The 20,566-nt window shown below is 39.7% G+C and carries 21 protein-coding genes and 1 tRNA gene; 6 read left to right on the top strand and 16 right to left on the bottom strand.

Annotated elements, in window-relative coordinates:
* Positions 1-13: 13 nt before the first annotated feature.
* Positions 14-577 carry a DinB family protein gene (locus CHB71_RS08525; RefSeq protein ID WP_089356500.1) on the top strand — a complete coding sequence of 188 codons (564 nt, stop codon included), beginning with the start codon at positions 14-16 and terminating at the stop codon, positions 575-577.
* Here CHB71_RS08525 and CHB71_RS08520 read toward each other — a convergent pair.
* Together CHB71_RS08520 and amaB are read right to left on the bottom strand one after the other, a co-directional pair.
* A complete protein-coding gene (locus tag CHB71_RS08520) occupies positions 563-1,303 on the bottom strand; it encodes a DUF3667 domain-containing protein (RefSeq protein WP_089356499.1) in 741 nt (246 codons plus the stop codon). The two genes, CHB71_RS08525 and CHB71_RS08520, sit on opposite strands and share 15 nt — an antisense overlap.
* A 109-nt stretch (positions 1,304-1,412) precedes the next feature.
* Entirely contained in the window at positions 1,413-2,951 is a 1,539-nt protein-coding gene (amaB, locus tag CHB71_RS08515; protein ID WP_089356498.1) for an L-piperidine-6-carboxylate dehydrogenase, read from the bottom strand.
* 84 nt (positions 2,952-3,035) lie between these two features.
* Here amaB and CHB71_RS08510 point away from each other — a divergent pair, with 84 nt between their 5' ends.
* Positions 3,036-3,629, top strand: a complete 594-nt coding sequence (locus CHB71_RS08510; protein WP_089356497.1) for an EF-hand domain-containing protein — start codon at positions 3,036-3,038, stop codon at positions 3,627-3,629.
* Here CHB71_RS08510 and CHB71_RS08505 read toward each other — a convergent pair whose 3' ends face one another.
* Positions 3,630-4,313, bottom strand: a complete 684-nt coding sequence (locus CHB71_RS08505) for a methyltransferase domain-containing protein (protein WP_089356496.1) — start codon at positions 4,311-4,313, stop codon at positions 3,630-3,632.
* Positions 4,306-5,415, bottom strand: a complete 1,110-nt coding sequence (locus CHB71_RS08500) for a type III polyketide synthase (RefSeq protein ID WP_245811236.1) — start codon at positions 5,413-5,415, stop codon at positions 4,306-4,308. Before CHB71_RS08500 ends, CHB71_RS08505 begins: the two co-directional genes overlap by 8 nt.
* 87 nt (positions 5,416-5,502) lie before the next feature.
* On the opposite strand from CHB71_RS08500, the gene CHB71_RS08495 reads away from it, so the two are divergent.
* On the top strand, positions 5,503-6,315 hold the full coding sequence (locus CHB71_RS08495) for a UbiA family prenyltransferase (protein ID WP_245811235.1): 813 nt from the start codon (positions 5,503-5,505) through the stop codon (positions 6,313-6,315).
* On the opposite strand, the gene CHB71_RS08490 is transcribed toward CHB71_RS08495, so the two are convergent.
* From CHB71_RS08490 to CHB71_RS08475, 4 genes are all read right to left on the bottom strand, one after another.
* Positions 6,308-7,423 carry an NAD(P)/FAD-dependent oxidoreductase gene (locus CHB71_RS08490; RefSeq protein ID WP_089356494.1) on the bottom strand — a complete coding sequence of 372 codons (1,116 nt, stop codon included), beginning with the start codon at positions 7,421-7,423 and terminating at the stop codon, positions 6,308-6,310. The two genes, CHB71_RS08495 and CHB71_RS08490, sit on opposite strands and share 8 nt — an antisense overlap.
* A gap of 71 nt (positions 7,424-7,494) precedes the next feature.
* On the bottom strand, positions 7,495-8,961 hold the full coding sequence (locus CHB71_RS08485) for a S1C family serine protease (RefSeq protein ID WP_089356493.1): 1,467 nt from the start codon (positions 8,959-8,961) through the stop codon (positions 7,495-7,497).
* A 147-nt stretch (positions 8,962-9,108) separates the two neighbouring features.
* Complete coding sequence (locus tag CHB71_RS08480) at positions 9,109-9,537, bottom strand: Hsp20/alpha crystallin family protein (protein WP_089356492.1); 429 nt, start codon at positions 9,535-9,537, stop codon at positions 9,109-9,111.
* Between the two features lie 287 nt (positions 9,538-9,824).
* Positions 9,825-9,898 (bottom strand) — tRNA-Asn (locus tag CHB71_RS08475).
* A 260-nt stretch (positions 9,899-10,158) separates the two neighbouring features.
* Between CHB71_RS08475 and CHB71_RS08470 the strand changes: the two genes are divergently transcribed.
* Complete coding sequence (locus CHB71_RS08470) at positions 10,159-10,554, top strand: response regulator (RefSeq protein WP_179213355.1); 396 nt, start codon at positions 10,159-10,161, stop codon at positions 10,552-10,554.
* Here CHB71_RS08470 and CHB71_RS08465 read toward each other — a convergent pair.
* The 6 genes from CHB71_RS08465 to CHB71_RS08440 all read right to left on the bottom strand — a co-directional run bounded on the left by CHB71_RS08465 (position 10,551) and on the right by CHB71_RS08440 (position 16,150).
* Entirely contained in the window at positions 10,551-12,077 is a 1,527-nt protein-coding gene (locus CHB71_RS08465) for a sensor histidine kinase (protein WP_089356490.1), read from the bottom strand. The genes CHB71_RS08470 and CHB71_RS08465 overlap by 4 nt on opposite strands.
* A 32-nt stretch (positions 12,078-12,109) precedes the next feature.
* Entirely contained in the window at positions 12,110-12,898 is a 789-nt protein-coding gene (locus CHB71_RS08460) for a GAF domain-containing protein (protein WP_089356489.1), read from the bottom strand.
* Between the two features lie 60 nt (positions 12,899-12,958).
* Positions 12,959-13,378, bottom strand: coding sequence for a VOC family protein (locus CHB71_RS08455; RefSeq protein ID WP_089356488.1), 420 nt, complete (start codon positions 13,376-13,378; stop codon positions 12,959-12,961).
* Positions 13,378-15,003, bottom strand: coding sequence for an L-glutamate gamma-semialdehyde dehydrogenase (gene pruA, locus CHB71_RS08450; protein ID WP_089356487.1), 1,626 nt, complete (start codon positions 15,001-15,003; stop codon positions 13,378-13,380). Before pruA ends, CHB71_RS08455 begins: the two co-directional genes overlap by 1 nt.
* Before the next feature lie 80 nt (positions 15,004-15,083).
* Positions 15,084-15,770, bottom strand: a complete 687-nt coding sequence (locus CHB71_RS08445) for a YjjG family noncanonical pyrimidine nucleotidase (protein ID WP_089356486.1) — start codon at positions 15,768-15,770, stop codon at positions 15,084-15,086.
* Positions 15,767-16,150 carry an ArsR/SmtB family transcription factor gene (locus CHB71_RS08440; RefSeq protein WP_089356485.1) on the bottom strand — a complete coding sequence of 128 codons (384 nt, stop codon included), beginning with the start codon at positions 16,148-16,150 and terminating at the stop codon, positions 15,767-15,769. Before CHB71_RS08440 ends, CHB71_RS08445 begins: the two co-directional genes overlap by 4 nt.
* Positions 16,151-16,220: 70 nt before the next feature.
* Between CHB71_RS08440 and CHB71_RS08435 the strand changes: the two genes are divergently transcribed.
* Positions 16,221-16,838: a carboxypeptidase-like regulatory domain-containing protein gene (locus CHB71_RS08435; RefSeq protein WP_089356484.1), complete on the top strand. Its 618-nt coding sequence runs from the start codon at positions 16,221-16,223 to the stop codon at positions 16,836-16,838.
* Between the two features lie 4 nt (positions 16,839-16,842).
* Here CHB71_RS08435 and CHB71_RS08430 read toward each other — a convergent pair whose 3' ends face one another.
* Positions 16,843-18,111 (bottom strand): dipeptidase, encoded by a 1,269-nt coding sequence (locus CHB71_RS08430; protein WP_089356483.1) that lies wholly within the window; start codon positions 18,109-18,111, stop codon positions 16,843-16,845.
* Positions 18,112-18,326: 215 nt separating this feature from the next.
* On the opposite strand from CHB71_RS08430, the gene CHB71_RS08425 reads away from it, so the two are divergent.
* Positions 18,327-19,064 carry a hypothetical protein gene (locus CHB71_RS08425; RefSeq protein ID WP_089356482.1) on the top strand — a complete coding sequence of 246 codons (738 nt, stop codon included), beginning with the start codon at positions 18,327-18,329 and terminating at the stop codon, positions 19,062-19,064.
* Between the two features lie 70 nt (positions 19,065-19,134).
* On the opposite strand, the gene CHB71_RS08420 is transcribed toward CHB71_RS08425, so the two are convergent.
* A complete protein-coding gene (locus tag CHB71_RS08420) occupies positions 19,135-20,562 on the bottom strand; it encodes an aldehyde dehydrogenase (protein ID WP_089356481.1) in 1,428 nt (475 codons plus the stop codon).
* Between the last annotated feature and the right edge of the window lie 4 nt (positions 20,563-20,566).

Genomic DNA, 20,566 nt, shown 5'->3' with positions numbered 1-20,566 from the left:
AAAAACAACTCAGATGGAAGCGAACTACGAAAAATTACTCCAGGATTCGAACCGGATCAAAAATTATATCAAAGGAGATGTTGCCAACCTGGAAGAAAGCATTCTCACAAGAAAGGAAAACATGAAGAAATGGTCTGCTCTTGAGGTAGTGGAACATTTGAATAAGGTCTACGATGTGTATCTCGATAATTTCAATGAGGCCATAAATGCCGCGCGCGATTTAAATGAAAATGAAACTCCAGCAATGAGACGAACAATTTTGGGCAGGCTATCAATTTCAATTAATCGGCCCAAAGGAAAAAAGCGAAGATTCAAAATGAAGACCTTCGATTTCTTCAGACCTGCTATCGCACCCGATCAAACGAACGGGATTATTCACAGCTTTTTGGAGAAGAAAGAAACATTTAATGAACTAATCAAAAGAGCCAGAACCAAAGACCTGAGAAACGCAAAAGTGCCGACCGCTCTGGGTGAGAAAGTGAAATTTTATGTGCCGGAATGTTTTGAATTTCTTTTGGCTCATGAAGAACGGCATATGGTTCAAATTGCCGAGGCAGTTAATTCAGGAAACAACTAAAAGTGAAAAACTGAAACCAAATACGACATATAGAATAATTGCGAATACGCTTAACAGCAAATATTTAACTATCGCCATAAATGACGTGTTTTTATGAAAGGAAAATGATGCATAAAAAAGGTAGGCAAAAAGGAATACCATATTCAGCTGCGGACTAATATAAAAAACATAAACACTGAAAAGTATTTGAGCAATTCCAACCAAAATGTAAATACCTGATATATAAAATCCGGTTGTTATATATTCAGCAAGGTTATATTTTCTGTAGAAAAACAGCTTGTTTGAAAGCCCAATTGCAAAAACCAAGAAAAACATTATGTGATTAATATGGGCAACCATGAATCTGCCTGCCTCAATGAAAATCATTGCCCTTTCTGGAACATCACGACCTTTCATTTGCGGTTGATTATGGAAGGGGTCAAATCCGGATGCCGACCTAATGATTAGGTAGAGCGCAGTAAGTACCACAAAAAATGCAACAGGCTTATAATAGGTCTTGCGTTTTCCTTCAATAAATTCCCTAAATAGTCTACCCGGGTTTAAAATCAATAATTTTATGGTTAACAGCAATGGGCCCTCTAAAGCAAACGTAGAGCTGAAGAAATCATTAATTGTCTCTCGGAAAGTAATTCGATGTATTGTGGTTGATTGTCCGCAATTAGGACAGTAGTTTTCAGCAATTGCGGATCCACAATTTAGGCAGTTGTGTTTATTGCGTTGACCCATGTTGGATATGAAATTAACCCATTTTAAGATAAAAAAAGGCCTGCATCAATGCAGACCTTCATTCATTGTCATATTAATCACCCGGCTTCAAGTGATCGAACGATATTTCTTAAAGTTCAAACTTAATCCCCTGCGCTAATGGTAGCTCAGTAGAATAGTTGATTGTGTTGGTTTGTCTTCTCATGTATGCTTTCCATGCATCAGATCCAGACTCACGTCCACCTCCGGTTTCTTTCTCACCACCAAACGCTCCTCCAATCTCAGCCCCAGACGTACCAATATTCACATTTGCAATACCGCAATCAGATCCAGCATGTGACAAGAACAACTCAGACTCTCGGATATTGGTAGTCATAATTGCAGAAGATAACCCTTGAGGTACTGCATTCTGAATTTCAATAGCCTCCTCTATGGTAGAATATTTGATCAAATACAAGATTGGCGCAAACGTCTCATTACAAACGATCTCATAATCTGCTTTAGCTTCAAAGATGGCGGGCTTCACATAGCATCCGGACTCATATCCAGCTCCAGTAAGTACCTCTCCGTCGATCACAGTCTTTCCGCCTTCGGCTTTTACTTTTTCAATAGCTGCTTGATACATTTTAACCGCATCCGTATCGATAAGTGGCCCAACGTGATTGTTTTCATCCAAAGGATCTCCAATTCTCAACTGCCCATATGCTTTTACCAATCGCTCCTTTACTTCTTCATATTGGCTTTCATGAATGATTAGCCTTCTGGTAGATGTGCATCGCTGACCGGCTGTTCCTACAGCACCAAATACAGCACCCGGCACAACTATGTTCAAATCTGCGTGCTCAGAAATAATCATCGCGTTATTTCCTCCCAGCTCGAGAATGTGTTTACCTAGACGTGCCCCTACAACTTCTCCAACTTTCTTACCCATTCTGGTAGAGCCTGTTGCCGAAATTAACGGTACTCTTGTGTCAGCTGCTAGTTTCTTGCCAATCTCAGCATCACCAATCACCAAACCGCATACTCCTGGATGAATACCATTTTTCTCAAACACACGTTCGGCTATCTTCTGACAAGCAATAGCCGATATTGGCGCTTTTTCTGATGGCTTCCATACGCATACATCACCACACACCCAAGCAAGTGCAGCATTCCATGACCATACTGCAACTGGGAAGTTGAATGCAGAAATAATTCCTACAATTCCTAGCGGATGCCACTGCTCGTACATTCTGTGAGATGGTCGCTCTGAATGCATGGTCAATCCATAAAGTTGTCGAGACAGACCTACCGCAAAGTCACAGATATCAATCATCTCTTGTACTTCACCGAGTCCTTCTTGTAGGGATTTACCCATCTCATATGAAACTAGCGAGCCAAGCTCTTGCTTATACTCGCGCAGCTCATTTCCAAGCTGGCGTACGATCTCTCCCCTTTGTGGGGCCGGTAGTTGCCTCCACTCCTTGAAAGCCTCCTGTGCCTCTGCTATCACCTCATCATAAGCCTTTCCATCGGCCAATGTAACATTGGCGATTACTTTGCCATCAACCGGAGAATATGAAGCTAGCTTCTCTCCTGAGGTATTTAACCACTTATTGCCAACTGCAGCTCCTTTATTGTCTGCATCTACTTTTAATCTCTTTAATATTGACTGAATATCCTGGGACATGTTGTTTGTTGTTAAGAATTGGTGCGCAAAACTAAGAAATGCGTGGAAGGGTGGAAATATTTTTGTAAATTGTAAATTGATAATATGGGGAGCCCTACCACCACAACGCCCAGAAGCTCCCGATCCGTTTTTTCCGAAACACAAAAGAGAAAAGTTCATCACCTCTTTAACGTTCTGGATATAGATCGGAACGGACAGCTACAACCAAACGATTTTGTAAACGTTGGGAAGAAAATTGTTGCTCAGTTGGGATTGCGCGAGCGGTCAAGAAGTGGCAAACTGATACTACTAAAATCCCATCGTCTTTTTGTTCAACTACTTACGGACTTACATAATCCTGAATTGAGCCTTACTTTATGGGATTGGGTTGCATTTTTTCGAGATCAGATTGAATCTGATGAGCCGGGTATCCTTGATCACTACATTCACCGAACCTCTCGGCATATTTTTGATTTATTTGACATGAATAAAGACAAATTGATATCTCAAGAAGAATACGCTAATATGCTAACCATTTACAATATTCCTCATAAAATGGCAATCCAGGGTTTTGAAGAACTGGATTCTAATAGCGACAATTATATTTCCTGTGATGAAATGGTTCAGGGACTCAACAACTTCTTTCGATCAAGTGATGTAAACGCGAAAGGCAATCTGATCTTTGGCGACTGGAAGTAGTTAGAAGATCAACTTCCACCGAAAAGCCCATTTCCATATTAGCTGAAATTCATTAATTCCTGCCTCCCTTAGAATATGAAGCAATTCTTCCTTTTTAAATCCACGTGAAACAGAAATAGCTGCATCATTTTTTACCATTATTGATTTTGAGAACAGCGATGTGAGCAACGAAATGCTCCAATAGGCAAGAGGGTGACGATGCAAATCATTGATGATTACACCTATTCGAGCCTGTTTTTTAAATTGTTTGAAGAGGTCTATGAGCTCATCAGTAGTAAAGTGATGGATAAACAAGCAACAATGAATGATGTCAAACTTTAATTCTTTGAATTCATCACTAAAAATATTGATTGCCCGATAACTAATCTCCGGGTATCTGCTCGTATTTTCTTGCGCGTACTCCACAATATGAGGATTTGCGTCTATCCCGAGGAATGAAGCCTTTAATCCTTTTTTTCTACTCCAGCTCGCCATTTCCTCCATGATGTCACCTCCGCCACAACCTAAGTCAGCAAGTATTATATTATTTGATTTTGCCAGCTTCTTAAATGCAGAGACGCTGATTTTATTACCTCCTAGTCTTTTATTGATGGTATTGAGCTCACGCAAGGTTTGATTTACCACTTCCCCAGAAACAGTAAGATCGTCCATGATTTCAAACTGATCTGACCGGTATTTAAGCATTTATGTGGGTTTTTAGCACAGCGCTTTCCATGGTTAAACCGGGCCCGAAAGCAAAGCTTAGCAAATGCTTATTATGATCAGCAACTTTTAACTCATCCAGAATTGATTTAATTACAAAAAGCACCGTAGGTGATGACATATTTCCATGTGTATTCAGGACATGGCGTGCTGCTTGATTTTGATCCTTACTTATCAACAGCTTTTCTTCTATCACATCTAAAATGCGTTTTCCGCCCGGATGAATGGCGAAATAATCAATATCACCTATTTCCAATTGAATTTTCTCCAGCAAATGATCAGTTAACTCAGCGATTCCATCTTTAATCACGTCCGGTACCCTGGCACTTAGGTGCATTTCAAATCCATGATCACCTATGTACCAACCCATTTCATCCCGCCCCTGAAGCGCTAAATCACTGTAAAAGCTCTCCATTTTTAACGAACGTTTTGCAGGCGCTGAAGAGACAACCATTGCCGCCGCACCGTCTCCAAAAATGGCATTTGCTAATAAGTTTTCATCATCCTTTTTCTCCTGAAGATGGATACTGCACAATTCTACACACACTATGAGAACGTTCGCCTTAGGATCTGACCCTAAAATATTTTGGGACACCTTCATGGCATTGAATGCAGCGTAGCATCCCATAAAATTTATCGAAGTACGCTGTGTTGTAGTCTTTAAGCCTAGACGACCTATTAGTTCAATATCAAGGCCCGGCGCATACATACCAGTACAGCTCACAGCGATAAGATGTGTAATATCCTCTTTATTACATGTGCTATCTTTCAAAGCCTGATTACATGCATTAAATGCAAGGTTGATCGCATGTTCCTGATAAATCAACATGCGTGGCTTTGCAGATGGAAATGCATCTTCTTTGAAGAAACTCTGGCCATTGAGATTTTCACTGAAATCCTTTAGAACGGAATAACGCTGCTTAATGCCACTTGCACGATATAAAACCCGTAATTTTTTCTCCTCAACTTTATTCAACTTGAGATGACTCACCATAAAATCAGCTATCTGGTTTTGAGTGGCCAGATTGGGTGGCAGTGCGGTTCCTATGCTTTGAATATATGCGGTCATCTGCGAGTAGTTCATTAATATTAACCAACTTTTACTCGAGAAGATTGATTCCCCTTGAAAAAATCCACATTACTTCATCTGCGCATTCCTTTTTCTTTTTTTTTGTTGCCAGTATTTCTGCTGGCTTTGAGTGTGTCATACACTGTAAACACAGTAAATCTTCTTTTAGCATTTATTATTCTGCATTTTCTGGTTTACCCAGCAAGCAATGGCTACAATTCATACTTCGATAAAGATGAAAAAAGCATTGGAGGACTTAAGCACCCCCCTAAAGTGACAAAGGAACTTTACTGGGTCTCGCTGGTCCTTGATGGTTTAGGCTTAGTTCTCAGTTTTCTGATATCCATGGAGTTTTTATTGATGATTCTTATCTACGGATTGATATCCAAGGCATATAGTCACCCTTCAATCCGACTAAAAAAATTCCCGATTATGGGATGGCTGGCGGCAGGGATATTTCAGGGGTATTTCACTTTCTTGTTAAGTTTTATAGCCATCAATGACCTCATGATTCATGATACCCTTGAGTGGTCGACACAGATACCCGGTATTTTGAGCACTTTGCTTTTATTGGGCTCCTACCCTATGACACAGATCTATCAGCATGATGAAGATGCCAAACGCGGGGATACAACCATAAGTCAAAAATTAGGTATCCTTGGAACTTTTCATTTTACTGCCATTTCATTTTCCATTTCCACCGTCGGATTTCTGTATTACTTTATCGCTTATTATTCATTCGAAGTAGCAATCATTTTTGCTGCAGCAATGATGCCAGTGCTTCTCTTTTTTGGACGATGGTATTTACGTGTCAGAAAAGATTCAAAAGCTGCAAACTTTGAATCGACCATGCGATTAAATTTGATTTCCTCCCTGATGCTGAATGGATTTTTTGTTTTTCTATGGCTCAGCTAAATGGCTGACCATGGGTTTTTTTCATCAGGTAATTCGCAAAAGGTTTGAAAGACTTTCCCGTTTGCACCGTAATTTCAGATACCAGAGGTGAACCAAAAAGCTTTTGTATGAATCTGCCTGTAGAAAGCCTTTTAGCAAAATTTTGATTCCACAAGGAGGCATATTCCAATTCAAGCTTTTTTCTGTCAAAGCCTGCTTTTTGGTTTTCGATGATAAGTTCACTTAGCATTTTAGCAGAATGAATTGCCATGGCCATTCCATTGCCACAGAGTGGAGCGATCATTCCTGCTGAATCTCCGGTCATCAAAATATGATTGAATACAGGCTCTTTTTTCTCAAATGAGATTTCATTTATTACCTCCGGTTTTTCAAAAAGAAAATCTGAGTTAGTAAAAACATGATTCAGAAAAGGGTTTTTCTTCAATACTTCATGCTCCATTTCTGGAATCGATCCTGAAGATTTCAAGTTAGATCTATTGGTGAGATAACACAGATTGTATGTCTCATTCTCCACAGCACTCAAACCACAATAGCCCTTTTTGAAATTATGAAGAGCTATCTTATTATTCTCAATCGCATCAGTTTTGATATGATATTTTACTCCAACATATGGGGAGCGACGATCTATGAACGAACGCTGAAGGGACTTGTCGAGTGTGCTGCGCTTGCCAAAAGCTCCAATTACCAAATCAGACACAAAGCTATCACCCCGCTTGCTTTTTAAATTGAATTGATCCTTATCAAACAAGCACTCTACAATTCTATCATTTATAACTACCACACCTTCATCCCCTGCTTTGGAAGCGAGCCAGCTATCAAATGATTTTCTACTTATCCCGAAACCTCCCAGATCAAGTGGCATCTCCAGACTTTTTCCTGTAACAGAGGTGAGCTGGAATTGAGAAATGTTGGTCGGGTTTAAAGCTAAAGGGAAGAGCTTATGATGATTCAAAAAAGGTACAACTTCATTTGAAATGTACTCTCCGCATACCCTGTGAAATGGATATTTTTTTTGCTCAAAGAGTACAACTTCAAATCCTTCTCTTCGTAATAGAATCGCACTTATTAGACCAGCCAGTCCACCTCCTATGATTATCACATTTTTCACCTTTCGAAGGTATGGAAATAAAAAAAGTCCATCGCGAAGATGGACTTGACATTTTTAGATAGTTGAGTAGCTTACAACCCAAGACCATAATGAGCCTTGCTTCCATCAGGATATACCCCTTCAATTAGTATTCCATCGGTTCTTGGTCGTTTAAAGTAGTTTTCCAGATCCCTGATGTTTTGAATCTTTTCATTGTCAATGCCTGTAATGATGAAGCCTTCTTTCATCCTTACGTCTCTCCACTTGCCCTCACCAAGCTCCTTGATCTGTACCCCGCCATCAATATCCAATCGATCCTTCAATGCATCCGAAACATCTACAAAAGTGGCTCCCTCAATACGATAGTCCGAAGCTACTTCTATAATATCCAGGGTTCCTTCTTCATTTCTAAGCTTAGCTACCACTGTCTTTTCCTTTCCATTTCTGATAAACCTTACTTCCACCTCATCACCTGGTCTCTTTATAGCCACCTGTTCCTGCAGTTGGGCTACATTATTTACCAGTTTATCATCTATCGCTACTATGACATCACCCCTTTCAATCCCTGCCTCGTCTGCTGCTTTTCCTTCCTGAACACCGTTTACAAAAATTCCTTTCAGAACACTGAGATCATTATCTTCAGCTACCTGTGCATTTACATCATAAATAGAAATTCCAAGTAGAGCTCTTTGGACAGCTCCATATTCAATCAAATCACTCACTACCTTTTTAACCAATGAAACCGGGACGGCAAAAGAATAACCAGCGAAAGCTCCGGATGGAGATGCTATGGCTGTGTTGATGCCAACCAACTCTCCCTTGAGGTTGACGAGCGCACCACCACTGTTGCCAGGGTTAACCGCCGCATCTGTTTGAATGAATGACTCAATACGATAATCTCCATTTAGTATATTAATGTTTCTTCCCTTAGCACTAATAATGCCGGCAGTCACAGTTGAGCGGAATTCATATGGGTTCCCGATTGCCAACACCCATTCGCCAATATTAATATTATCCGAATCACCATAGTTTACGGCTACCAGATTCTCAGCAGCTACTTTGAGCACAGCTAAATCCGTATCCTCATCTGTACCAACTACTTTTGCCTGATAGCTCCTGTTATCATTAAATACAATTTCAATTTCATCTGCATTTTCAATCACGTGATTATTGGTAACGATGTAGCCATCCGCAGAAATCACTACACCTGAACCTGCTCCTCTGGAAGGTCCTCCACGCCGGTCATATCGTTCGCCGAAATAATCCTTAAAAAAATCATGGAATTGAGAGTTTGCGCGCATCCCATTTTCATAAGTTGTTCTAATGTGCACAACCGATGGGGTAGCGTTTTTAGCAGCGAAAACAAAGTTGAGACCATCCGGTACCACAAAATCTGATGAGTCAAACACATAATTGGTAAGACTCACAGGGCTGGTTCCATTTGTTGTGGTCTGAATGACTTTTTCATTTGGGTTAATGATTGTAAACCCGATGATGGCCACAATCCCTCCAAATACAGAGGAAAAGATCATTGCCATAATAAAACTTCTTTTATTCATAGTCGCTTCTTTTTTGTGCTTATGATTATACCGTAAAAGTGCCCTTATGGTTTTACAAAACATCAAGGCTGCTATAACCTTAACTATTCTTAACAAAAAAAGGGTACCCACCAAAAAAGGTAGATACCCTAATCACCTACTCAAACACTACTTAACTGCTATCTGTTTTTTAGTAACCTTCTTCTCATCTTTAGGCAATGTGATAATCAAAATACCATCTTGATAAGAAGCGTCAACTTTGTCTTTATTGATCACATCCGGCAAATAGAAAGTTCTACTGAATGATCCATAGTAGCTTTCTACGCTATGGTAGTTTTTCTCATTCTTTTCGTTTTCAAACTTTCGCTCGCCACTTACTGTGATTTGGTCAGCATTTAAATCAATGTTGAAATCACCTTTTTTCATGCCGGGAACATGTAGCTGAACTTCAAATTGCTTCTCTGTTTCGGCAATATCTACTTTTGGCGAAAATGTAGGTACTGACCCACCGACAAACTCATCATTGAAAAATCGATCCACAAAGCTTCTAAAGCTTGTAGGTCTGTAATCGTTCGTGTTGTACTTTATAAGTCCCATTTTCTTAAGTTTTTAAGTTTTACAATTAGTTTTTGATTTCTGCAATTGCATAGATCGAATTCTGTACCAATCGATTTTACCAATAATATTACTGACATTATGGCTTTATTTTCCATTTTATTGAAATAACCATGTCATTATGTCGTGTTTTGTGTGGCTTTTTAACAGTAAGTGAATGCAGCATACCGAAACCGACATGGTTATAAAAGTTGCTGGTAATATGATTGCCGGAGTTGTGTGATGAGGACATAAAAAAACCCCGACACCTATCGGAGCGGGGTTTTAAGCTCTCCCTCTTGGGCTCGAACCAAGGACCCTCTGATTAACAGTCAGATGCTCTAACCAGCTGAGCTAAGGGAGAAGGTTTCCTTAAAAAGGAGTGCAAATGTAAGCATCCAATTTGCAATTCTCAATGCTGTGAAACAAAAAAAATTCAATAAAGAAGAAAACCTCATCCCGAGGCTTAAAAATTTAATATCAGGCGTGTATAATTGGCAATCATGTTAAACTATAAATTTGTTATTTACATTTACCTAATTCGAAATGTAGATAAAAAGGTACTCAGCAAAATCAATTTTCTGATTGCCTTTCTTAACTTTATGCATAAACCATCGCTTAATTTTGGAAAAATTCAAAAAGGTATTGCTCATCGATGATGATGACATTGTCAACTCTATCAATTCAGTCATTATCAAACACGCCAAATTTGCTGATGAAGTTGACACAATAAACAATGTTCCGAATGCTTTAGAGTTTTTAAATGAAGCTAAAAGCAAAGGAAATAGTCCCGATGTGATCTTTTTGGACCTCAACATGCCGGGTTTGGATGGATGGGATTTTATGGATGAATATGAAAAGTTGGAAATAAAGGAATCTTCAAAGGTCGTTATGCTTACTTCATCTATTTCTTCCAAAGATGAAGAAAGAGCTGCATCATCAAACTACATTACTGCATTCATTTCAAAACCCTTGTCTCCTGAGCTTTTAGAAAGTATCTACGAAAGCCATTTGGCTTAGTCCAGTCGAAGGGCGAATGTGGCGCCCCTTCTAGACTCGCTTTCGACACGGATTCCGCCTCTATGATAATCCACAATCATTTTAATGATGTACAAACCAAGGCCGGATCCGTCTACATGAGAATGCAACCTTGTGTACGGTTTAAATATTTCTTCCTTGTGTTTAATCGAATCAAATCCCAGTCCATTATCCTTAAAAATAATCGTCGTATGCCCATTTTTCTGCTTGGACTTGATTCTAATCTGTAATGCTTTTTCAGGATCTCGATATGTCAAAGAATTTAATAAAAGGTGTTTGAAGATGGCTTTAAGCTGTGTCTTCGGATAGCTGATATGGGTACACTCGGAAAAATCTTTCTTTATCGTTGCATTAGCATTTTTGATTTTCGCTACCGATGTAGCAACCACCTCTTTTAGCACCTCATCAATATTGAGATAATCTTTTTCTGAAGATAGTTCTTCTCTAACCTTATTCACTTCAACTAACGAGTTTACCGTCTTCTCTAGTTGCTGATTTGTTTTTCTTGCGTTATTTAAGATTGCTTTAAAGTTAGATGCGTTTACATTGTCCTTACCAAGCATATCAAGTAATGAACCAAGATTTGTGATGGGGGCTTTCAAATCGTCTGCTGTGCTATATGAAAAATGAATAAATTGATCAATCTCTTTTTGGGAATAGCTTAGGCGCTCAGCCATGGAGTTAAATGAATCTACAATATCACTAGTAATACTATTTGAGCTCAGCTTGATTCTTGCATTAAGGTTACCTGCTTCAATTTTCTCAGCTCCGGAGCGGATGTCTTCTAGCGGACGCCAAATTTTGTAGCTGAAGGTGTACACAGCCAACAGAGAGAGGATAATAAACAACAGGGTAAGTGTCACGATCCACTTCATTGATAGCACCTCTTCCTGTTCTACTATTTTCACTAATGCCTCTGTAAACATCTCGTGTCTCATCAGGACACCTTCCACTTGTTTGTTGAATTGATCCTCTTCATGCTCCACACGTTCAGATGCAAATACGGCCTCCTCCAGCCTGCCCTCTTCCAATAAGTCAACCACTTCCAATGCATGGTTTTCGTAACTTGTGTGATCACTCTCTAGCTTTTTTATTGACAGCAATAATCCTTTTAGCTTAATGCGCTGAGCTTCCTGATTAGTGATTTTTAAGGCTTCAGAAACTTGATGTTCTGCATCTACCAGGAGTATATCCACCAGCTCAGCCATATATCTAAATGTGCTATCCGCCATCGCAAATCCCTGAAGTGCAATGTCATTCCCTGGCTCTATTTCCTCTGCATAACGGATGGCGCGTTCAAAATTGATAGCTTGCTCAAGTTGGTAAGTTTCAATTTGAGTTAGCACTTCGATTAGTGGTAAATCAATATTTGCAACATCATCAATGTCTTTATGTGTAGTAACAACACGAAGCAGCCCGAAGGCTCCCAGTATCAAAATAAAGAAAATGATTAAGGTGCTTCTGCGGAGTATTACCTCCCTTACTCTATTCGCTTTTTTGGTCATTTAGGCTTGGCGCAATTTCTAATTTGGAGCAACTAATCTAATTCAATTTTTGCGGTCATGACTCTTATTGCATCATCAAGATTCATAGTCTCAATCTTTAATTGCTGCAAGAGCTCTTCGTAGGTCTCTCGGCTTTCCCAGTTTAGTTTGATAAGATCAATAAGTGCTAAGATGGTAGATAGTGGATGTCTGATGCTATGAGAGGTGTAAAAAGCATGATCTGATAATTTCTTAGCTAATTTTTCCTTTTCCTTTTCCTCTCCTTTGAGAGTGCTTAATTCATTTCGGTGTAAAAAGTCCTCTTTTAACCTGATCAATGCATCATAACATTGGCTGATCATTGATGCCCCTGCAACCATGGCCAGCTGGTCCTGTGCCACAAAATCTTTCTTTGACTTCCATTCAACAGTGAGCACTCCAAATAATCGATTATCATTCCATACCTGAATACTGGCCCAGGATCTTAACCTGTTTTTCAGCAAATAATCTACGATAAAATCATCCAGTTCCTTATTGTCATTAGTGGTATCTAGATGAATAAATAATTGATTTTTGAGTAATTCCGAGAATGTTAAATAATTAGCGGGATCAAGAGCATGTCCGGCCTTTGATTTTTTAGTGTCCAAATCAAAGGACTGAATACTTTCAAACTCGTCAGCGTCTGACCGATACAACCAAAAAGAAGATTTGTAAGCGTTCAATGTTTTACATAAAAGGGGTATTAGCTCGGAAATAAAATCTTTGAATTTTCCTTCCTGCAATGCCTCGGACATTGTCAGCTTCATGATAGCTTCCACCCTATTCTCCTTAATCTCACTCATTTATTAAGTATGATAAATTGAATGTAGATAAGATTTTTGATAAAATGAATCTCTTCTGAATTATTTAGCGAAAATCTGTGCTTCGTTTCTGAATGCTTTGAATTCCAGGGCATTTCCTGATGGGTCTTTAAAAAACATAGTAGCCTGTTCACCCACCTGACCTTCAAACCTAATGTATGGATCGATGATGAATTTAATCTGTGCTTTTTTTAGCCTTTCGGCTAAGTGTTCCCAGTCTAACCATCCCAAAACAACACCAAAGTGTGGTACAGGAACCTCATGACCATCGACTGGATTTACTTCAAGATCTGATTTTCCCTCCACCATATGGATCACAAATTGGTGTCCATAAAAATTGAAGTCAACCCAACGGTCGGAAGATCTTCCTTCTTCAAACCCCATGACCTCCCGGTAAAAAATTCGGGTTTCCTCTAAATCCTTTACCGGAACGGCGAGATGAAAGGGTCTAAGCTTATCCATTATCCAAGAAAAGGATATCGGTAATCAGTTGGAGATACAAACGTTTCTTTGATAGTACGTGCACTCACCCATCGCATCAGGTTCATCATAGCTCCGGCCTTATCATTGGTTCCCGAACCTCTGGCTCCACCAAATGGCTGCTGGCCTACTACAGCTCCGGTTGGCTTATCGTTGATATAGAAGTTTCCTGCTGCATTTCTCAGCTTGTACGTTGCAATATCCACAGCATATCGGTCTTTGCTAAAGATTGCACCCGTCAATGCATATGGTGAAGTCGCATCCACGATATCTAAAATTTCTTCAAATTTGTTTTCATCGTAAACATGAACGGTAAGAACCGGACCGAAAATCTCTTCACACATGGTCTTGTACATCGGGTCTTTTGCCTCAAAAACCGTAGGCTCAATAAACCAGCCCTTAGAATCATCGTAATTTCCGCCTGCTACCAGCTCCACATCTTTTGCTGATTTTGCTTCGTCGATATAAGCAGAAATTTTCTTGAAGGCCACACCGTCTATTACTGCATTCACAAAGTTGGAAGGGTCTTCAGGAGAGCCCATTTTGATCGATTTCAAATCTTCGACCATATATTTTTTCACATCTTCCCAAATATTAGATGGGATATATGCTCTTGATGCAGCGCTACATTTTTGCCCCTGGAATTCAAATGATCCTCTAACCAATCCGGTTGCTACTTCTTTAGCGTCAGCTGATTTGTGCGCTACCACAAAGTCTTTACCTCCTGTTTCTCCAACGATTCGCGGGTAGGTTTTATATCGATCCAGGTTAGCTCCAATTGTCTTCCAAAGTGCTTTAAATACACCCGTACTTCCCGTAAAGTGTAGACCTGCAAAATCAGGGTGTTTGAAAATAACCTCTCCGGCTACTGGTCCATCTACGTAAATAAGGTTGATTACTCCATCCGGAAGACCTGCTTTTTTCAACACTTCCATGATCACCTGAGCAGAATAGACTTGCGTATAGCTAGGCTTCCAAACTACTGTGTTTCCAAGCATAGCTGGAGCTGCTGGCAGGTTTCCTGCAATTGCGGTAAAGTTGAACGGAGTGATTGCAAACAAGAAGCCCTCCAATGGTCTGTACTCCATTCTGTTCCAAACGCCTTCTGATGAAATCGGCTGCTGCATGTAGAGCTCTTGCATAAATGATGCATTGAATCGTAAGAAATCAATGAATTCACATGCCGCATCTATTTCAGCCTGGTGCACATTCTTGCCCTGACCAAGCATGGTAGCCGCATTAATTTTAGTCCGATAAGGACCAGCTAATAAATCGGCTGCTTTTAGGAAAATGCTCGCCCTGTTTTCCCATGTCATTTTTTCCCAAGCTTCTTTGACAGCTAAAGCCGCATCTATAGCTTCATTTACATGAGAAGCATCTCCTTCTGAGAAATGTCCCAAAACATGCTGATGATCATGTGGGCATGTCATCGCTATTTTTTTGTCTGTATGCACTTCTTTTCCACCAATGAACATTGGCGCTTCGATCTGCTGTGCATACATCTCTTTATACTTGGCTAATAAATCTTCTCTGTCTTGGGTGCCTGGAGCGTAGCTTAATATTGGCTCATTGATTGGGTCTGGCACGAAAAAATTTCCTTTTGGCATCTCTCTTCTTGTTGTTTATGAATGGAGCGCAAAAGTAAAGCGAATAGTTCAAAATATTGATAGTTGCTAAGGATGCTGAATCAGAACAGTTTTAGCAGCTCCAAATGCGACTGAACGGTGTAATCGGCGAGTGATTTTTTCCTCCCTGAAGGATCATAAAAGACCGTTTTTAATCCAAATTCTTTTGCTCCATGAATGTCCGTTTTGGGGTTGTCGCCGATCATGATGCTATTCATCTTATTGGCGCCAGCTTCAGATAAGGAATATTCAAAAATTTCTGGGCTTGGCTTCCTTGAGTTAGCGCATTCAGATGTGACCATCACTTTGAAATACTTAGCAATACCTGAACTGCTGAGTTTGCGATTTTGTGCGTCTAAAAAGCCATTCGTTATAATATGCAATTCATACTGTTTTCCTGACAGGTAATTAAGAGCGGTCAACGCATCCGACATCAGGTATGGCTTCATTGAGCAATTATTGATAAAGTAAGATGAGGCCACCTTCGACTTTGCTACATCTATTCCGGACGTGAGGAACACTTCGTTGAAACGTTCATTTTTGATATACTCACGATCAACCAGGCCATTATTATACTTTACCCACAGCTTGTCATTCACCTCATAGAATGTATTGATGAATTTTTTCTCTGTTAGCAAGCCAGTCAGATTCAGATCACCATAAATCTCCAATAATGTTTCCCTTGCGCTTCGATCATAATCCCAGAGTGTGTGGTCCAGATCGAAGAAAATGTGCTTGATTCCCTTCACCTGTTATACTTTTTCGCCTCAATCTTATTCTTTGCCAATGCAAGGTTAGCATTCATCGTTTTGTAAGTTTCCAGGTCTTTTCTCAAAATTGGATCTTTACTTAGAAATTCGAATATCTGGCTGACCATATCGTATCCCTCTTCCTTTATACTGTAAAAAACCCATTGATCATATTTTCTAAAGGTAACCAAACCTGCATTTTTTAGGTACGTTATATGACGTGACGTTTTGGTTTGAGTAAAGTCCAGAATAGCTTCTAAATCAGAAATGCAAAGTTCTTCCTGACGATATAGTAAATGAATGATTCGCGTACGAGACTCATCAGAAAATGACTTGAAGATCTGGGTGCCAAATGACAGATTGAAATTCTTGAGCCTCATTTTTTCACTACTTTTACCGAAGTTAAACTTTTATTGGCTAAAACTCTTTTAATAGACAAAGGAACTTGATTTGAGATATATACTGATACTTTTACTTTTTGTTTTCTCTTTCGCTGAAATAGTAGCACAACAACCTGCTAATAAGGTAATTCAATTTACCGGTGTGGTTTTCGGTGCTGACAGCACATCAGTTGTACCCGGCACACATGTCTATATCCCAAAGTCCGGACGTGGAACAACCACAAACCCGTATGGGTTTTTTTCATTGCCAGTTCTGGAAGGGGATAGTGTAATCTTTAGCGCTGTTGGTTATAAAAGAGCTTATTTTATTATTCCACCGCACGATAAGCAGTCGAGTTTGAAGGTGATAATAGCTCTCCAGGACGACATTAAATTCCTTGAGGAGGTGGAAATCAGACCATATCCAACTGAAAGCATGTTTAAAGAGGCTCTTATTAGTATGGAATTGCCAGAGCAAAAAGAATATGCCAATATCTACCAGTGGCTCAATAGCCAGGTGATGACGCAGGCTTATCTTGATTTGCCTGCATCACCAAATGCTAATCATCAATACTTTATGCAGCAACAGCGACAGTCATATATCAATAAATACTCTCCGCCTCAGAATCAATTGCTCAATCCTTTCGCCTGGGCGAACTTTATCAATTCACTCAAGCGAAAGAAATAATTGCTTAAATGTCAGATTGCAGTTCCTGCGCTACTTCCTGAACCCTATTCCATACACGGAATGTGTTTAAATAACAGATTTTTTGAATCTCTTCAGGTGTATACCCTCGCTTTAGCAACTCTTTAATAAGATTAGGGTATGTAGACACATCCTTAAGCCCTTTCGGAAGGCTATCTCCAACTCCATCATAATCTGACCCCAGACCAACATAATCAACGCCTACAAGGCTCACAACATGGTCTATGTGATCTGCTACTTTTTCTACATCCTCGTATACATCATTATCAAGCGCATATTGCTTCGCATATGCTTTGTAAAGAGAATCCTCAGAAGATAAACTATTTTCTGCTCTATAATTAGTTAGGTCTTCCTGCATTTTTTCAAACTTGTCCTGAGATTCTTGCGACAGAAAACTTGATCCAAAATTGATGTGGATTACTCCACCATTTTCAGCCATTGCCTTAATCAAGGTATCAGGCATATTTCTTTCCCAACCTGGTGTGAACTTACGACAAGATGAATGTGATGCAATTACAGGCGCCTTCGTAAGGCTTAATGCATCGAAAGCTGCACTGTCGGTCACATGGGAGATATCTACCATAATTCCCCACTTATTCATTTCAGCAATTACTTCTTCACCGAATGGACTAATTCCATTCCACGTATAAGTAGTGTCGTAAGATGAATCGCTTATTTGATTGTCCTTAGAGTGGGTCAAAGTAATGTATCGAATTCCTCTCTCGAAAAAATACTTTACATTATTAATATCATCTTCAATAGGTGCTCCGTTTTCCATTCCCATCGGTAGAGCGATTAAGCCTTGTTCAAAAGCAACTTCAATATCTGCTGGGGAATCAGCCAGGGCAAATTTTGATGTGAAAGCCTCCGGTAAACGAGAAACCATATCTATTAGTGAATCGGCAAACGCCTTTGCACCACCGGTTTCCTGATATCTTGAAGGAACATAAATAGACATAAATGGTGCATCCAAACCTCCTCGTTTGGCTTTTGGATAATCGAAGTTACCTGTTGTCTCAACTGAAACATCTTCGACTGTTTTTGTGATCATGAAACCTTTCACGTTCATCCGGTAAGGCAAATCCACATGACCATCTACAATAATATATTTTTTAGCGAGTGAGTCTGCCAACTGTGTAAGCTCATCGTCAGACATCTCAGAGATGCTCTTATTCTCCTCTTTTGATGGTGAACATCCGAATATTAGTCCCGCAAGGAGTAATAATGAAAATAGTTTTTTGAGTGAAAAATCCATATTGTATTTGAGATTTGATTGATTTCGGCAAAAATACCTAAAGGTTTCTATACCGTCGGTGTATAAAATATGATTGTCCGTGTTACATTTTTTTGATATTTTACAGGAAAATATGAAGGAATTAGCAACTTCTTATTTTAATTTGATACGTTGAGTTTTTAAAAAAATGTGACATTTTTGTATAAGGAGTATTTCCGATTTAATAAATAGACGCTATGACTGACCCTATTTCACCTGAACTACTGAATAATTGGAACACTTACGGAGGATACCTTGCCATGGCTGTGGCTGGTGTTGGAGTGTTGATTCTTTTAGGCCATTATTTGAAACTGCTGGCTACAGGAGATTATAAAACCAGATATGACTATATCAACATGCATGAGATAAACATGCTATGGAATGGTGCACTGCTAATCATTATTGGTGGTACGCTTTATTTCAATACGATGTTTGGTGAGTCTACATGGTTATGGTTCTTTGTGAGACTCTTCATGAGTTCCATGTTTGCGGTAATTCTTGGTGTAATCATCCAAAACGTACTGAAGTTCTACTATCCGTTTTTTATTGAAAAGCGTCTGAAAAAACTGAGATTTACTCCAAGAACTTCTCCTGATGGCAGAAAAATGAAGCTATTGAGTGAGGAAGAAGAAGATGTTTACCTTGATGAGGGGATGCAAGCTGAGGAAGATGCTTTTTCAGTTGATTACGATGTGTGGATCGATGAGGAGTCAGGCTTCACAAAAATTGAAAAATATAATGGTAGACTACACGCGCTTCAGTGCAACAATTGTAACTACCAGACTTTAAAGGTTGAGCGTGAAGATGTAATTCAGACCGCTACCGAAACAGAAGAGGGAGAATTGATGAAGTATTATGCTTGTGGTTATTGTGGACACAAGGAAAGGAAATCATTTAAGATTGCAAGACTTAAAGCTGGAGAAGCTGCTCAATAAAATACACGATTGAAACCGAATAGAAATTAGCCCCTGACTGTCTAGTCAGGGGTTTTTTTATTTCTTTTTCTCAAAGTTTAATACATACATTTTGAGGTTCTGAAAAGAACCTCAAGGCTTCATTGCCCCCTTCTCTTCCAATTCCTGAATCCTTCATTCCTCCGAAAGGGGTCCTTAAATCTCTTAGCAACCAGCAGTTTACCCATACAATCCCAGATTGAACAGCATGTGAAACACGATGCGCCTTCTTTAGATCAGACGTCCAAATCGTACAGGATAATCCATATCTAGTAGAATTTGCCACTTCAACAGCCTCATCCTCGGAACTGAATTTATTGAGTGTTACTACGGGCCCAAAAATTTCTTCCTGATTTGTTCGACAGCTTTTATCTAAGCCTTCGATGACGGTTGGCTCATAATAATAGCCTTCTTTATCAATTCTATTGCCTCCATGCAAAATTGTTCCTCCTTCTTCTTGAGCCAGTTTTACATATGAATCTACCTTTTCAAGATGTCCTTCTGATACAAGTGCACCCATGTTCGAGCTAGCCTCCATGGGGTTACCTACTTTTAGTTTTTTACTCTCTTCAATAAAACGATTTTTGAATTCCTCATAGATGGAATCCTCTATGAGTATTCGCGACCCGCACAGACATATTTCCCCTTGGTTAGTAAATGAACTCTTCACACTCGTCTTGACAGCTTCTTCCAGATCACAATCGGCGAAGATGATATTTGGGTTCTTTCCCCCAAGCTCCAGGGATACTTTCTTGAATTGTTGTGAGGCAGTAGCCCCTACAACTTTACCGGTTGCAGTACCTCCGGTAAATGAAATCGCCTTTGTCGCCTCATGTTCTACTATCGCCTGGCCTATACCCTTTCCTTCGCCATGAAGAATATTTAACACACCAGCAGGCATCCCTGCTTCATTAGCCAGTTTCCCAAGCAAAAATGCAGTCATAGGTGTTAGTTCCGATGGCTTGGCAATTACACAGTTTCCCATCGCAAGTGCCGGAGCTATCTTCCATGAAAAAAGATATAATGGCAAATTCCACGGAGAAATGCAGCCAACAATCCCAATAGGTGCCCTCCTGGTATAATTCACCATAAAACCCTCTGAAACCTGGGCTTCAGATGAGAAATTCACAATTGCAGAAGCATAAAATCTAAAATTAGTACTTGCACGTGGGATATCTACTGCCTTTGCCAACCAAAGGGGCTTTCCGTTATCGCGGCTTTCCATTAGGGCAAGGTCATCCAAATTGGCTTCAATCAAGTCCGCAAGTTTGTGAAGTATCCTGCTTCGCTTATCTACAGACATGGTACTCCATGCCTTAAACGCCGCTTTTGATGCTTCGACAGCTCGATCTAAATCTTCTTTAGTAGAATTAGGAATCCTTGAAAATACCTTACCGGTACCCGGCTCTACATTATCGAGGTAGTCCGCCTTGACTGGGTCTATATATTCTCCGTTTATAAAATTTTGTATTGTTTGCATACGC

The organism is Ekhidna lutea (genome assembly GCF_900188325.1).
GTDB classification, from domain to species: Bacteria; Bacteroidota; Bacteroidia; order Cytophagales; family Cyclobacteriaceae; genus Ekhidna; species Ekhidna lutea.
This window is presented reverse-complemented; position numbering and strand designations above follow the sequence as displayed.

Coding starts and splice junctions, on each gene's coding strand:
- CHB71_RS08525 (WP_089356500.1), top strand. CDS start 14: ATGGAAGCGAACTACGAAAAATTACTCCAGGATTCGAACCGGATCAAA.
- CHB71_RS08520 (WP_089356499.1), bottom strand. CDS start 1,303: ATGGGTCAACGCAATAAACACAACTGCCTAAATTGTGGATCCGCAATT.
- amaB (WP_089356498.1), bottom strand. CDS start 2,951: ATGTCCCAGGATATTCAGTCAATATTAAAGAGATTAAAAGTAGATGCA.
- CHB71_RS08510 (WP_089356497.1), top strand. CDS start 3,036: ATGGGGAGCCCTACCACCACAACGCCCAGAAGCTCCCGATCCGTTTTT.
- CHB71_RS08505 (WP_089356496.1), bottom strand. CDS start 4,313: ATGCTTAAATACCGGTCAGATCAGTTTGAAATCATGGACGATCTTACT.
- CHB71_RS08500 (WP_245811236.1), bottom strand. CDS start 5,415: ATGAACTACTCGCAGATGACCGCATATATTCAAAGCATAGGAACCGCA.
- CHB71_RS08485 (WP_089356493.1), bottom strand. CDS start 8,961: ATGAATAAAAGAAGTTTTATTATGGCAATGATCTTTTCCTCTGTATTT.
- CHB71_RS08480 (WP_089356492.1), bottom strand. CDS start 9,537: ATGGGACTTATAAAGTACAACACGAACGATTACAGACCTACAAGCTTT.
- CHB71_RS08465 (WP_089356490.1), bottom strand. CDS start 12,077: ATGACCAAAAAAGCGAATAGAGTAAGGGAGGTAATACTCCGCAGAAGC.
- CHB71_RS08460 (WP_089356489.1), bottom strand. CDS start 12,898: ATGAGTGAGATTAAGGAGAATAGGGTGGAAGCTATCATGAAGCTGACA.
- CHB71_RS08455 (WP_089356488.1), bottom strand. CDS start 13,378: ATGGATAAGCTTAGACCCTTTCATCTCGCCGTTCCGGTAAAGGATTTA.
- pruA (WP_089356487.1), bottom strand. CDS start 15,003: ATGCCAAAAGGAAATTTTTTCGTGCCAGACCCAATCAATGAGCCAATA.
- CHB71_RS08440 (WP_089356485.1), bottom strand. CDS start 16,150: ATGAGGCTCAAGAATTTCAATCTGTCATTTGGCACCCAGATCTTCAAG.
- CHB71_RS08430 (WP_089356483.1), bottom strand. CDS start 18,111: ATGGATTTTTCACTCAAAAAACTATTTTCATTATTACTCCTTGCGGGA.
- CHB71_RS08425 (WP_089356482.1), top strand. CDS start 18,327: ATGACTGACCCTATTTCACCTGAACTACTGAATAATTGGAACACTTAC.
- CHB71_RS08420 (WP_089356481.1), bottom strand. CDS start 20,562: ATGCAAACAATACAAAATTTTATAAACGGAGAATATATAGACCCAGTC.